A 13,860-nucleotide genomic window follows, 5' to 3' on the forward strand; every position below is an offset into this window, starting at 1 on the left:
CAGTCAACGGGCGTTGTTCTAGCGGAAGATGCCGGTGTGGCCGAGCGAGTAGCGGCCCGGCTGCGGGTACACCGCGAGGCCGTGCGGGCCGTCGCCGACCGGGATGCGGGCGAGCTGGACGCCGGTGCGGGTGTCGATGGCGTACACCTCGGCGTTGTAGCGCCCGGACAGCCACAGGACCTTGCCGTCGGCCGAGACGCCGCCCATGTCGGGGCTGCCGCCCTCGGGCAGGTACCACTTCTTGGTGAGCTTGTTCAGCGTGAAGTCGAAGACGGAGATGGTGCCCTCGCCGCGGTTGGAGATGTACATCTCGTGCGAGTCGCGGCTGATGTACAGGCCGTGGGAGCCCTTGCCGCTGGGCAGGAGGGTCGGCCTGGAGAATGTGTCGCCGTCCAGGACCCACACGCCGTTGGCCATCATGTCGGCGATGTAGAACCTCTTGCCGTCCGGGGACACCTTGACGTCCTGCGGCATCGCTCCGTGGAACGGGAGCTTCTGCTGCTCGATCACCTTCATCTTCTCGGTGTCGACCTTCAGCAGATCGCCACTGAACTCGCACGACACGATGAAGTAGCGGCCGTCGCGGGAGAAGTCCGCGTGGTTGACGCCGTAGCAGCTGACCGGCACGGTCTTGACGCGCTTCATGGTGTGCGCGTCGCGGAAGACCAGCTCGCGGTCGAGGGAGGCCATGACGATCGCGTACTTGCCGTTGGGCGTGAAGTAGAGGTTGTACGGGTCGTGCACCTCGACCGGCTTGCCCGCCTTGCCGGTCCTCGGGTCGATGGGGGTGAGGGTGTTGCCCTTGTCGTTGTTGACCCACAGCGTCTTCATGTCCCAGGAGGGGACGACGTGCTGGGGCAGGGCGCCGACCGGGATCGTCTTGATGACCTCGTACGTCTTCGGGTCGATCACCGAGACCGTGTTGGATTGGGTGTTGGGGACGTAGACGCGGGAGGGGAAGTCCTTGACCACCGGGGAGAGCCTGTTCGGGCGGTCGGCGGCGTAGACGTCCGTCGGGTCGAGCACGGGGGGCATGCCGGGCAGGCCCTGGATGGTCTTCCGCTTCGGCGGGGCGGGCTGGACGACGGCCTTGGTGGTGGGGGCCTTGGTGGCGAGGGCCTCGTTCGCGTGGTCCTTGGTGGCCTGACTGCCGCAGCCCGCGAGCGCGGCGAGGGCGGCGCCGGCGATCAGTACGCGCTTGACGGTGGTGGGGTGCATCAGCTCAGCAGCTCCGTGGTGGTGACCGCGCGCAGGCCGCGGCGGTGGAGTTCTTCCAGGACGGCGGGCAGGGCGGCGACCGTGTCCGCGTACCCGAAGTGCAGGCTCACCACGGATCCGTTGCGGATCCCGCCGGTGATGTTGCGGGTGATGGCGGGAGCGCCCGGCGAGGTGTAGTCGAGGGAGTCGACGTCGTAGGAGAGCGTGTGCGGGTAGCCCGCGTTGCGGGCGAGGCGTGCTACGAGAGGGGAGGCGCGGGGGGTGCGGGACGGTCGGAACCAGGTGCCGATCGAGCCGGTGAGCCGCCTCAGGCGCTCCGCGCAGCCCCGGATCTCCGCGTCCGCGTCCGCCTCGGACATCGCGTTGATGTCGAGGTGGCGCAGGGTGTGGTTGCCGAGGTCGTGGCCGCCGTCCAGGATGCGGCGGGCCACGTCGGGGTGTTCGTCGAGCCAGGTGCCGACGGCGAGCACGGTGACGCGGGCGCCGCCCTGCTCGGCTTCGCCGAGGACCGCCTTGGCGATGGCGGGGTCGCCCTGTCCGTGGAAGGTGAGGGCTACTTGGGGGCGGGTGCGGGGGCCGTGGTCGATCTCCGCGGGCTGGTTCGGGAAGCGGCGGGGGGCCGGGGCCGGGGCGGTGGTGGTGGCGGTGGCCGGGGGTGCGTTGCGGGTGGCCGGGGGTGCGGTGTGGGCCACTGGGTGCGGCGCGACGGCGCCTGCCGCGGAACATCCGGCGGTCAGCGTCCCGGCGGCTAGTGCGACCCCCGAGCGCAGCGCCGCACGCCGGTCCGGCGCCGGACCGGCGCCGGGTTCTTCACTGGGTGGCTGAGGGGGGTGGGCGGAGGTGGTCACCCGCACCATTTAAGGGCGAGTTGCCCTTAAAAGTAGAGATTGGATCGATTGGGGGGCTGTGCGGGTCGCGCCTTCCGGTGGGTGGGTGGGTCGGGGGCGCGCCGGTACATCCGCCCGCATCCGAACGGAACGGCTGTGGGTGAGAAAGGTGCTGTCTTCTTTGGATCCGTTCGGCTGCGGGCATTTGATGTACCGGCACACCCCCTTCCGCCGGTGGGCACCAACCAGCCCGTCCGGCGTTTGAGGACGAGGCCGTTCAGGCCGACACGGGGGCGGTCTGGGGGGCGGAGCCCCCAGGTGCGGGACGGGTAGGGCGGAGGGGGCGAAACTCGCTGTGCGGGCCTGGGGCGCGTGCCGTTGGTGCACAGGGTGCGCAGAGTGCGGGCACAGACATCCGGCCCAGCTCCCGCCGCCTTTGGATCAGTCGCGCGTGTCTGCGATAGTCAGCGGTGCGACCTCCACCCATTGACCCGGGCCATGGTTGTCGCCGGTGCCGTGGTTCACACCCCAATTCGTTCCGCGGCGCCCTCAGGAGCCCCGGCTGCTCAGCGGCCGGGGTTTTTGTGTGCGAGGTCAGCGGTCGGCGACGCGCATTTCGAACCAGGTGGTTTTGCCGCGGGGCAGGAGGTCGACGCCCCAGCGGTCGGAGAGCTTGTCGACGAGGAAGAGGCCGCGGCCGCTCAAGTCCATTTCCTGGACCGGCATCAGACAGGGAAGGCCGCGGGAGGGGTCGCGGACCTCGATGCGGATCCAGCCCCGGCGGCGGCGCATACGGAGCCCGAAGACGCGTGCGCCGGTGTGCCGTACGGCGTTGCCGACGAGTTCCGAGACGAGGAGGACCGCGTCCTCCGTCATCTTCGGTGAGAGCCCCCAGTGGCGCAGGACCACGACCTGGGTGAGCCGCCGCGCGGTGGCCGCGGACTCCGGGCGGGACGGCAACGGCACCTCCGCCTCTGTGGGATTGCCGAACAACTCCAGTGCCCTGAGCGCCCGTTCGTCCTCGACCGCAGGCGTCCAGCGTGCCGCGGTCGCACTCCCGTGCCGCCGCGGCTGTTCGATACCCTCCAGCCCCGCCATGCCCCCATCATGGCCGTCCACAGCACCCTTCGGGGCCGTTCCGAAGGAATACGCCCCCCGGAACCCTCCATTCCGCGACATCCGATCGGCATATGCCATAGGCAGTTCGGGGGGCCTTGGAGTCCGTCTGACCTGCCTTGATGCCCCGTTCGAGGGCAATCACCAACCTCTCCCGACAAGGTGTGCTTAAGGTTGCCTTAAGGCTTGCATAAACCGCTCCTTCGGGGGACGCCAGGTAAGACATCGCGTCAACTGCAAGTGGATCAGCGGAACTTGGGGAGTGAGTTTGCACTCTTCTGTGAGTGGAGGGAGTGCCCTCATGTGTCGTCAGTTGTTTCGGGCGTCGGCCGCCAACGGGGCAGCGGCTCCACGGAGTTGGTCAGTCCCGTCAGGACGACATCGCGTACCCGCAGGGGTGAGGTGAGCGGGTGACGGGGGTCGACGTGACCCACGTACGAGCGAAGCTCCCGCGGATCGACGCGGCTCACGCGGCGGCCGAGGACCTCCACGGTTCCCCGGGTGGGGTGGACGCGGGCGCCGGGCAGGCTCAACAGGGTGGACTTCCCGGCGCCGTTGGCACCGAGGAGTGCCCAGTGCTCGCCCGCCCGGACGGTGAGGGACACCTCCTGGAGGATCGGGCGGCCGTCGCGTACGACGTGGACGTCCTCCGCGCGCAGTACCTCGGTCACCGGGCCGCCCGGTTCACCGCGGACAGCACTGCCTGGACCGAGGCCGTGAGGGCCGAGGTGTCCCGGCCCGCGCCCCACAGGACGGTGCCGTCGACGCGGCACTCGGCGTAGGCGACCGCCTCGCTGTCGTGTCCCGTCGACGTCGCGTGCTCGCCGAAGTCGAGGACGTCCACGGCGAATCCGGCACCGGCGAGCGCGTCGACGAACGCGGAGAGCGGGCCGTTGCCGGTCCCCTCGTAGTCTCCGGTGCGGTCGCCGGTCTGCAGCGTGCAGACGAAACGGTGGGTTCCGTGGGCGTCCTGGTGCGTGGACCAGGTGTGCAGCAGCACCTCGCCCTCGGGTACCAGGTAGGTGGTCCGGAACAGCTCGTACAGCTCCTTCGGTGTCGCCTCCCGCCCGCTGCTGTCCGTGGTCTCCTGGACGATTCGCGAGACGTCGGGCCGCATGCGCGGCGGCAGGTCCAGGCCGTGGTGCGTGCGCAGGAGGTACGCCACTCCGCCCTTGCCCGACTGGGAGTTGACGCGGATGACGGCCTCGTACGAACGGCCGATGTCGGCCGGGTCGATGGGCAGGTACGGCACCGACCACGGCGCCCGTCCCTCGGGCATGCCCAACTCGGCCGCCCTGCGGGCGTGGTGGGCCAGTCCCTTGCTGATCGCGTCCTGGTGCGTGCCCGAGAACGCGGTGTGGACGAGGTCGCCGCCGTACGGGTGGCGCGGATGCACCGGCATCCGGTTGCAATGCTCGACCGTCTCGCGCACCGCGTCGATGTCGCTGAAGTCGACCATGGGATCGACCCCTTGGGCGTAGAGGTTGAGGGCGAGGGTCACCAGGTCGACGTTGCCGGTCCGCTCGCCGTTGCCGAAGAGGCACCCCTCGACGCGCTGCGCCCCCGCCAGCACGGCCAGTTCGGCACAGGCCACTCCTGTGCCGCGGTCGTTGTGCGGGTGCACGGAGAGGATCACCGCGTCGCGGCGGGCCAGGTTCCGGTGCATGTACTCGATTTGGTCGGCATAGACGTTCGGGGTCGCGATCTCCACCGTCGCCGGGAGGTTGTGCGTGACCGGACGGTCGGGGCTCGCGTCCCACAGCTCCGTGAGTCCGTCGCACAGTTCGAGGACGTAGTCCGGTTCGGTGAGGTTGAAGGTCTCGGGGGCGAACTGGAAGCGGATGTACGAGGACGCGGCCGCGTCGGCACGCCGGGCCATGTGTGCGGCCGCGTCCCGTACCGTCGCCCACACCTGGGCCCGGTCCCGCCCGAGCACGACCTCCCGCCACACCGGCGAGGTCGGGATGTACAGGTGGACGACCGCGCGCGGCAGGCCCGCGATCGAGTCGAAGGTCTGGTCGATCAGGTCCCGCCGGGCCGGGGTGAAGACGACCGGCGTCACGTCGTCGGGAACCGCTCCGCTCGTCACCAGGTGACGTACGAAGTCGAAGTCCGTCCGGCTCGCGGACGGATAGCCGACCTCGATCTCCTTGAACCCCATGCCGACCAGCAGGTCGAAGAAGCGGCGCTTGCGGCCGGTGTCCATCGGCTCGGCGAGTGCCTGATTGCCGTCGCGCAGATCGACCGGGACCCAGAGGGGAGCGCGGGTGATCCGGGCGTCCGGCCAATTCCGGTCCTGGGCGGGGACATCGACCCGCTCATGAAAGGGGCGGTAGCGGTGATGCGGCATGGGGCCGGGCCGCTGCGGATTCCAGTCGTACGGGGAGGTGGTCACGGGTGTTCTCGGTCCTCGGGTCGGTCGGGGGACCGGCAGCACGGCGCCCCGCGGCGGGGTGCCGGTCGCGTCAGGCCCCGCCGCGGCAGCCGAGAAGAAGGAGACCGCGGATCATGAGCGGTACAGTAGTCACACCTCAGGTCCTCAGACAAGTACTCCTCAGACAAGTTGGTGAATCACCGATGCCGCTCGGATCCGTCCGTCCCAGCCCGCTGGTCGAGCAGGCCGCGCAGCGGCTGCGCGAGCAGATCGCCGGCGGACACTGGCCCGTGGGCACGAAGCTGCCGGGCGAGACCACGCTCGCCACCGACCTCGGCGTGGGCCGCTCCACGGTCCGCGAGGCGCTGCGCGCGCTGGCCGGGGCCGGGCTCGTGCGGCCCCGGCAGGGCGCGGGCGTCTTCGTCATCGCGACCGAACCCGTCGAGGACTGGCCCACCCGGCTGCGCCGGGCCGCCGTGCAGGATGTCTACGAGGTGCGGATCCTGGTGGAGGTGCAGGCGGCCCGGCTCGCCGCGGGGCGCCGCACCCCGGACGACGTGGCCGCGCTGCACGCGGCCCTCGACGGGCGCCGGGCCGCGTCCGCCGGCGACGACGCGGTCTTTGTCGACGCCGACATCGCGCTGCACGCGGCCGTGGTCGCCGCCGCGCACAACCCCGTACTCGCCGATCTCTTCGGCGAGTTCGCGCCCGCGCTGCGGGAGGGGCTGATCGAGATGCTCGACCTGGTCGGAATGCGCGAGGACGACCCGAACACCGGGGACGACTCGCACGCGGCGCTGGTACGGGCCGTCGCGGACGGCGACGCGGATGCCGCCGAGGCGGTGCTGCGCAGCGAGCTGGAGGAGACGCTGGCCCTGTTGCGGCGGTCCTGGTCTTCTGAGTCAGGAGACTAGGAGATCCGCCTGCGGTACTGCCCCGGCGCCACCCCGTACTCCCTCTTGAAGGCCTTGGCGAACGCGAACTCCGAGGTGTAGCCGGTGCGTTGGGCCACCACACGGAGGGGCATGTCGTCGGCGCGCAGCAGGCGGCCGGCCGTGGTCATGCGCCACCAGGTGAGGTAGCTGAGCGGGGGCTCGCCCACCAGTGTGGCGAAACGGCGGGCGAAGGCCGCGCAGGAGAGGCCGCCGCGGGCGCCGAGTTCCCCGACCGTCCAGGGATGGGCCGGGGCGCCGTGGATGGCGCGCAGGGCCGCCGCGACCGCCGGGTCGGCGAGGGCGGCCGACCAGCCCGTGGGGTGGCCGGAACCGGGGCGCTCGCGCTGCCACCAGGCGCGCAGGATGTACAGGAGCAGAGTGTCCAGCAGCGAGGTGACGATCGTGTCGGAGCCCGGCTGCGGCTCCTCCAGCTCCATGCCGAGGAGTTCGACGGCGGCCCGCAGCGAGCGGTGGGCGCCGACCCGGGCGGGCAGGTGGACCACCTCCGGCAGCTCCGTGAGAAGCGGATGCGCGCGGGCCCGGTCCAACTGGTAGGCACCGCACAGTGTGACGGTCGGTGTGCCCGTCAACGGCCCCGGCGCGGGCCGTACTTCGGGCCAGCTGCCGTCCGGCCGCAGTCGCACCTCCTCCAGCGGTACGTCCACGCCGCTGGCCAGCGCGTGCCCGCGGCCGTGGGCGAGGAACACCACGTCACCGGGGCCCAGCGCCACCGGATCGCCGGCCGAGGGGATCAGCCACGCCGAACCCTGGAGCACCACATGGAACCCGGCGCCTTCCGAGGACTCGAACCGCATCCCCCAGGGCGCGTACTTGTCCCGGCGCGAGGAGTGCGGTCGCCCGGTGCGCATCGCGGCGATGGCGTCGCTGAGTACGTCCATGCTCATACGGTAGCGCGCGGGCACCTGGGTGAGACGAACGGACAGGAAAGCGAGACTGACAGGCATGGAACGTCTCGCAGCCGACTCCTAGCGTCATCGGTATGTCATCAACCACCGCACGCACCGTGCTCTTTCACGAACTCGGCGGCCCCGAGGTCCTGGCGATCGAGGACGTCGCACTGCCCACGCCCGGACCCGGTCAAGTCCTCGTCCGTGTCGAGGCGTTGGGCCTCAACCGCGCCGAGGCACTGTTCCGCGCGGGGACTTACTACTACCAGCCGTCCCTGCCCGGCTCACGGCTCGGCTACGAGGCCTCCGGCACCGTCGAGGCGGTCGGCGAGGGGGTCACCGACTTCGCCGTGGGCGACCCCGTGACGACCGGACCCGGCATCGAGATGAGCGCGCAGGGCGTGTACGCGGAGCGGGTCGTGCTGCCCGACACCGCGATCGTGCCGCGCCCGGAGTCGGTGGACGCGGTCACCGGCGCGGCCTCGTGGCTGACGTACACGACGGCGTACGGCGCGCTGCTGGAGTCCGCCGGGCTGAAGCCCGGCGACCACGTGCTGATCACCGGCGCGTCCAGCGGTGTCGGCACCGCCGCGATCCAGGTCGCCCGCCGCATCGGCGCGATTCCGCTCGCCACCACCCGGACGGAGGCGAAAAAACGGCAGCTGCTCGATCTCGGTGCGGCCGAGGTGATCGTCTCCGACGAGGAGGACGTGCCGAAGGAGACCCGGCGGCTCACCGGCGGGCGTGGCGTCGAGGTGATCTTCGACGCGATCGGCGGACCCGGGTTCCGGCCGCTGGGCGAGGCGCTCGCGGAGGGCGGCGCGATGGTCGTCTACGGCTGGCTCGACCGGCGCCCCGCCGAGCTGCCCTGGAACTGGCCGCTCTCGATCCACACGTACGCCAATTTCTCCCTGACCGCGACGCCGGGGGGCCGCCGCCGCTCCACCGCCTTCCTGAACGCGGGCCTGCGGGACGGCGGCTTCCGGCCACCGGTCGCCGAGGTCTTCGAGGGCCTCGACCGCATCCAGGACGCGCACCGGCTGATGGAGAGCAACACGCACATCGGCAAGATCGTGGTGAAGCTCTGATCGGCGGTCACCCACATGCCGCACAAGCCGGAATAGCGGACCCCGCTCGGGGGTTGATGCTCGCCATCAGCAGCGTCAACCCCGGAAGGGCCTGTCACTCATGAAGATCGGCATCATCGGCGCGGGCAACATCGGCGGCAACCTCACCCGGCGCCTCACCGCCCTCGGACACGACGTCTCCCTCGCGAACTCGCGCGGCCCGCACACCCTCACCGAGCTCGCTTCGGAGACCGGGGCGACCCCCGTCAAGGTCGAGGACGCGGCGCGTGGCGCCGAGCTCGTGGTCATCACGGTCCCCGTGAAGGCCGTCCCGGACCTGCCGTCCGGGCTGCTCGACGAGGCGGCGGAGGGCGTCACCGTCATCGACACCGGCAACTACTACCCCCAGCAGCGCGACGGCAGGATCGCCGCCATCGAGGACGAGGGCCTCACGGAGAGCCGCTGGACGGCCCAGCAGATCGGGCACACCGTCATCAAGGCCTTCAACGGCACCTACGCCCAGGACATCCTCGATCGCCCACGCCCGGCCGGCGCCCCCGACCGCATGGCCCTCCCCGTCGCCGGCGACGACGAGGCCGCCAAGCGCGTCGTCCGCGCCCTCATCGACGACCTCGGCTTCGACACCGTCGACGCCGGCGGCCTCGACGACTCCTGGCGCCAGCAGCCCGGCACCCCGGTCTACGGCCTCCAGGAGGGCCTCGACGCCGTCACGAAGGCCCTCACGGAGGCATCCCCGGAGCGCACGCCGGACTTCCGCGCCCAGCCGTAAGGCGTCCGGCCACGGCTCGTCCGCCCGTACCGATCAGACGACGGGCAGCGGCTGGTGCGGCCCGTCCGGCAACTCGACCTTGACCGAGTCCCCGGGCCGCACCACACCGCCTTCGCGTACGACACTCATGACGCCGGACTTGAACGCCACCGCGCCGTCCTCGTCCCTCCCGACGACCTGCTTGAGCAGCCCCTTCTGGAAGTTGTCTATCTGCGCACACGGATTCCGCAGCCCCGTCACCTCGATCACGGCCTCGTCCCCGAGGTGCAGGAGCGTCCCGACCGGCAGCCCCAGCAGGTCGATGCCGCGGGTGCTGACGTTCTCCCCGAGCTCCCCGGGAGCGACCTCGAATCCGGCCGCGCGCAGCTCGTCGAACAACTCCTCGTGCATGAGATGCACCTGTCGCAGATTCACTTGCGAGGGATCCTTCTCCATCCGGAACCGGTGCTTCACCGTCGTCCCGGCATGCACATCACCCTCCACCCCGAGCCCGGCGAGCAGCCTGATGCTCTCCCGGTTGGGCTTGGTGAACGAATACGTCCCGTTGCTGCTGACCGCAGTGACTGTCCCACCCATGTGGCGAAGCCTACGGGTTGGCCCATTCCCGCAGGTCGGCGCGGGTGGTGAAGTCTGCCACGTCCTTGTCCAGCGGGTCGTCGGTGTACTGGTGGAAGCGCCACTTGGCCTTGATGCGGGGCTTGCCCACGGTCACGTAGTCGGCGATCCAGAGGCCGTCACCGGCGTACGAGGTGGTGTCGACGGTGAGCCAGTAGTTCCGGTTCGTGTAGAGCACGACCCGGTGGTTCGGCCGCAGTTCCTTCACCTTACGGATGAAACGGTCCTTCTCGGCGTTGCTCGCATGAGTGCCGTCGCCAGTTGTCTCCCAGTCGACGGCGAGCAAGTCGCCCGCCTTTTCAGGGGCCTTGCTGAGGAAGTACTCGGCCTGGGCCGTGATATTGCCGGGCCACAGGAAGTGGTAGAAGCCGACGACGCAGTCGGCGTCGCGGGCCGTCTTCACCTGGGCGGTGAGCTTCGGGTTGACGTACGAACGGCCCTCCGTCGCCTTGATGAAGACGAAGGAGAGACCGTCGGTGTCGTAGGACGAGGACTGATAGGCGCTGACGTCGATGCCTCGCAGCATGTGGGGCCTCCGGGCTGTGGGGGACGGGAGGGGGCTGATCTCCAGCGTTCCCCGTGGGCGGGCCGCCACCCCTGTTCGCCGGGGTCGGCGCTGGACGGCTGTTCGTGGCCGTCAGCCCCGGTCGGCTGTTCGTGACCGTCAGCCCCGGTCGGCGACCGACCCCAGCACGGCGGCCGACTTCGCCGACCAGTCCGAGGTGATCACGCTCGCGTGGTCCGCGGCGAGAAGTGCCACCGCACCGCACCGCACAACGCCGACAGCCGTCTCACCGTAGGCACGTGTCAACTCCCCTTTGTCGCAGCCGAGTCGGCGGAGGCCCAGGGACCGCGCATGACCGCACGGTGGCCCCAAGGGGAACATCAAACTCCGGTCCTTCTCTCCGAGTTCCGAACCCCTCGGTCCTTGCTGCGCTCCATTCGGGCTGGCCGGTCAGGGGCGTCCCCGGTGTGCTTGATCGGTCACTCCTGATTGGTGCCTGAGTCAGTCGTCCCTTCAGGTACGCCGTTCGCAGGTTGTTGGTCTCTTCAGCCATGGGGAAGCTGGCGTGCGTCGGTGGAGGACAGCGGCCCCTGTTCGGGAGCGTCGCGCACTGAATCGAGGTGAGCATGGCGGATCCGGACGACCGGCAGGCAGAAGAGGGCGGTTACGTCGCCCAGGTGATGTCGGTGCTGGCAACCGGCCTGGAACGTGCCGCGCTGCACTGGCGGGGGCGGGATGTGACGGCAGGGGAGTTCACCGACTCGGTGAACGGCGTGGTCCACAAGCTGCGTGGTCTCGGGGTCGGGGCCGGCAGTGTGGTCGGCATTCTGGTGGCGCCCAACAGTCCCGAGATGTTCTATGTGCGCTACGCGGCCCACCGGCTCGGCGGCGCCGTCTGCTATCTCCGAACCACGAACCCGGGGTCGTCGGCGGAAGTGCTGCCCCTGGACGCCCAGTTGCGGATCCTGCTCGACACGTCAGCCGATGTTCTGTATGCCGACGACGAAAATGCCGAGCGTGCAAGGGAATTGGCCGCCCTCGCGCCGGGCGGCTTCAAGCTCGCCGGGTTCGACGACCGTGGTTCCGAGGAGGTCAAGGAGCCCGAAGAGTTCGGGGTCTGGGATCCGCAGGCCCTCGCCGTGATCGCGTTCACGAGCGGCAGCACCGGGCGGCCCAAAGGGATTCGGCAGTCGGGGCGGATCTGGGACAGCATCGTACGGACCACGATGACCGCGATCACCGAGCCGGATCGCGCACGGATGCTCGTCACCACCCCCCTCAGCCACACGGTCGGGCCGATGGCCGACGCGGTCCTCGCCTCCGGCGGAACCGTCTTCCTGCACGAGGAGTTCGACCCGGCCGAGACGCTGAGAGCCATCGAGGAACACCGGATCACCCGGACGCTCGTGGCGACTCCGCACCTGTACCAGCTCCTCGACCACGGCAGCATCGCGGCGACGCGACTGTCCTCGCTGCGGCAGCTGATCTACACCGGCTGCGCCGCCGCGCCCGCCAGAATCGCGGAGGCGGTCAGCGTCTTCGGGTTCGCGCTGGTGCAGGGCTACGGGACCACCGAAGGCGGCCGGGTCACCCTCCTCGATCCCGGGGACCATCGGGATGCGCGGCTGCTGTCCACGGTGGGCCGGCCGTTTCCCGAGGTCGAGCTCAAGGTGTGCGATCCCGACTCCGGCCGGGAGCTGGCGGTCGGCGGGACCGGCGAGGTGTGGCTCCGCTCGCCGCATGTGATGGACGGGTACTGGGCGGACCCCGAGCTGACGGCGCAGGTGCTGCGCGAGGGGTGGTACCGCACGGGCGACATCGGCTGCCTTGACGAGAAGGGGTATCTGCGTCTCCTGGACCGGATCGCCGATGTCGTCAAGACCCAGGGCGTCAAGGTCTACCCGGCGGTGGTGGAGCGGGAGATCCTCGCGCTGCCCGGTGTCGGCCAGGCCGCTGTCTACGGTGTCCGCGACGCCGACAACATCGAACGCCTGAACGCCGCGATCGTGGTGCGGCCAGGAGCGCGGATCAGCCCCGACGACGTCCGCTCACGGGTCGCCGCGGCGCTGTCCGCCCAGCACGCACCCGAAGTGGTCCTGCTGCTCGACGAGCTTCCCCTGAACGATTCCGGCAAGCCGGACAAGCGTCGGCTGCGTTCCCTCGGCTCCGCCGCCGTGTGAATGGACTTACGAGCCCGGCCTCGGTCCGCCGAATACCTGGCAATCCCGAACGACAGTCACCAGAGAGCGAGTTGACGCAATGACTCAGCACGTGGACCTCTTCTCGCAAGAGATGAAGGAATTCGCCCACCACAAGCGGCAGTTTCTGGAGATCGGACGGAACGCTGGACGGTTCCCCAGCGCCGTCGCGCGGCAAGGGCACGACGGTACCGACGTGGAGATCAGCGTCTGGTGCAGTAACGACTACCTCGGCATGGGGCAGAACCCCTTCGTGATCCAGGCCATGAAGGAAGCCATCGACGCGTTCGGCGCGGGCTCCGGCGGTTCTCGCAACATCGGCGGGACCAACCACTATCACGTACTGCTGGAGAAGGAACTCGCGGCATTCCACGGCAAGGAAGCCGCGCTGCTGTTCAGCTCCGGATACACCGCGAACGACGGCGCCCTGTCCGTCCTGGCCGGCCGGATGCCCGGCACCATCGTCTACTCGGACGCGCTGAACCACGCGTCGATCATCGACGGACTGCGCCACAGCGGCGCCCAGAAGCGCATCTTCCGGCACAACGACGTCGCGCACCTCGAAGAACTGATCGCCGCCGACCCCGCCGACCGGCCCAAGCTGATCGTGCTCGAGTCGGTGTACTCCATGTCCGGCGACATCGCACCGCTCGCCGAGATCGCTGACATAGCCAAGCGGTACGGCGCCAGTACCTTCCTCGACGAGGTGCACGCGGTCGGTATGTACGGTCCCGAGGGAGCGGGTATCGCCGCCCGGGAGGGCATCGCCGACGACTTCACGGTCATCATGGGCACGCTGGCCAAGGGATTCGGCACCGCGGGTGGCTATATCGCCGGGCCCGCCGCCCTGATCGACGCGGTACGCAGCTTCTCCCGCTCGTTCATTTTCACCACCTCCCTGCCGCCGGCCATCGCCGCCGGCGCGCTCGCCGCGGTCAGGCACCTGAGGTCCTCCGACGAGGAGCGCGACCGGCTCCGGGACAACGCGCAGCTGCTGCACCGGCTTCTCGACGAGCGCAACATCCCCTTCGTCTCGCCCATGTCCCACATCGTCTCTGTCTTCGTCGGCGACGACAGCCTCTGCCGGACGGCCTCCGAGTTTCTCCTGCAGCGTCACAGCATCTACGTGCAGGCCATCAACGCCCCCAGCGTCAAGGAGGGCGAAGAGATTCTCCGTGTCGCTCCCTCCGCCACGCACACGTCCAGTGACGTCGAGAAGTTCGTCGAGGCGCTCGACGGCATCTGGCAGGAGCTCGACATCCCCCGCACTCAGCACACGCGCGGTCACTGACACGGCGTCGGCGGCG

At 69.9% G+C, this 13,860-nt stretch carries 11 protein-coding genes and 2 pseudogenes; 5 read left to right on the top strand and 8 right to left on the bottom strand.

Going from position 1 to position 13,860, the window contains the following annotated elements:
* Positions 1-18 precede the first annotated feature (18 nt).
* From ACZ4WS_RS33115 to leuA, 5 genes and pseudogenes are all read right to left on the bottom strand, one after another.
* Positions 19-1,218: a YVTN family beta-propeller repeat protein gene (locus ACZ4WS_RS33115; RefSeq protein ID WP_467986364.1), complete on the bottom strand. Its 1,200-nt coding sequence runs from the start codon at positions 1,216-1,218 to the stop codon at positions 19-21.
* Complete coding sequence (locus ACZ4WS_RS33120; protein ID WP_467986366.1) at positions 1,218-2,075, bottom strand: polysaccharide deacetylase family protein; 858 nt, start codon at positions 2,073-2,075, stop codon at positions 1,218-1,220. The genes ACZ4WS_RS33115 and ACZ4WS_RS33120 overlap by 1 nt, the downstream gene beginning before the upstream one ends.
* 564 nt (positions 2,076-2,639) lie before the next feature.
* Positions 2,640-3,143, bottom strand: a complete 504-nt coding sequence (locus ACZ4WS_RS33125; protein ID WP_467986367.1) for an ATP-binding protein — start codon at positions 3,141-3,143, stop codon at positions 2,640-2,642.
* Positions 3,144-3,478: 335 nt separating this feature from the next.
* Positions 3,479-3,832 (bottom strand): annotated as a pseudogene (locus tag ACZ4WS_RS33130) (ATP-binding cassette domain-containing protein); the annotation flags it as partial.
* Complete coding sequence (leuA, locus tag ACZ4WS_RS33135; protein WP_467986369.1) at positions 3,829-5,556, bottom strand: 2-isopropylmalate synthase; 1,728 nt, start codon at positions 5,554-5,556, stop codon at positions 3,829-3,831. The pseudogene ACZ4WS_RS33130 and the gene leuA, both read right to left, overlap by 4 nt.
* A 182-nt stretch (positions 5,557-5,738) precedes the next feature.
* On the opposite strand from leuA, the gene ACZ4WS_RS33140 reads away from it, so the two are divergent.
* A complete protein-coding gene (locus ACZ4WS_RS33140) occupies positions 5,739-6,449 on the top strand; it encodes a FadR/GntR family transcriptional regulator (RefSeq protein WP_467986370.1) in 711 nt (236 codons plus the stop codon).
* On the opposite strand, the gene ACZ4WS_RS33145 is transcribed toward ACZ4WS_RS33140, so the two are convergent.
* Positions 6,446-7,369 (bottom strand): AraC family transcriptional regulator, encoded by a 924-nt coding sequence (locus ACZ4WS_RS33145; protein WP_467986372.1) that lies wholly within the window; start codon positions 7,367-7,369, stop codon positions 6,446-6,448. The genes ACZ4WS_RS33140 and ACZ4WS_RS33145 overlap by 4 nt on opposite strands.
* Before the next feature lie 101 nt (positions 7,370-7,470).
* Here ACZ4WS_RS33145 and ACZ4WS_RS33150 point away from each other — a divergent pair, with 101 nt between their 5' ends.
* Together ACZ4WS_RS33150 and ACZ4WS_RS33155 are read left to right on the top strand one after the other, a co-directional pair.
* Entirely contained in the window at positions 7,471-8,466 is a 996-nt protein-coding gene (locus tag ACZ4WS_RS33150; RefSeq protein ID WP_467986373.1) for a zinc-dependent alcohol dehydrogenase family protein, read from the top strand.
* 76 nt (positions 8,467-8,542) lie between these two features.
* Positions 8,543-9,235 (top strand): annotated as a pseudogene (locus ACZ4WS_RS33155) (NADPH-dependent F420 reductase); the annotation flags it as partial.
* Positions 9,236-9,268: 33 nt separating this feature from the next.
* Here ACZ4WS_RS33155 and ACZ4WS_RS33160 read toward each other — a convergent pair.
* Together ACZ4WS_RS33160 and ACZ4WS_RS33165 are read right to left on the bottom strand one after the other, a co-directional pair.
* Positions 9,269-9,811, bottom strand: coding sequence for an MOSC domain-containing protein (locus ACZ4WS_RS33160; protein WP_467986375.1), 543 nt, complete (start codon positions 9,809-9,811; stop codon positions 9,269-9,271).
* 10 nt (positions 9,812-9,821) lie between these two features.
* Positions 9,822-10,376: a glycoside hydrolase family 25 protein gene (locus ACZ4WS_RS33165; protein WP_467986377.1), complete on the bottom strand. Its 555-nt coding sequence runs from the start codon at positions 10,374-10,376 to the stop codon at positions 9,822-9,824.
* A 605-nt stretch (positions 10,377-10,981) separates the two neighbouring features.
* Here ACZ4WS_RS33165 and ACZ4WS_RS33170 point away from each other — a divergent pair.
* Complete coding sequence (locus ACZ4WS_RS33170) at positions 10,982-12,535, top strand: class I adenylate-forming enzyme family protein (RefSeq protein ID WP_467986379.1); 1,554 nt, start codon at positions 10,982-10,984, stop codon at positions 12,533-12,535.
* A gap of 79 nt (positions 12,536-12,614) precedes the next feature.
* On the top strand, positions 12,615-13,844 hold the full coding sequence (gene hemA / locus ACZ4WS_RS33175) for a 5-aminolevulinate synthase (protein WP_467986381.1): 1,230 nt from the start codon (positions 12,615-12,617) through the stop codon (positions 13,842-13,844).
* Positions 13,845-13,860: the final 16 nt, after the last annotated feature.

The sequence above is a fragment of the Streptomyces sp. NPDC029292 genome (genome assembly GCF_055569295.1).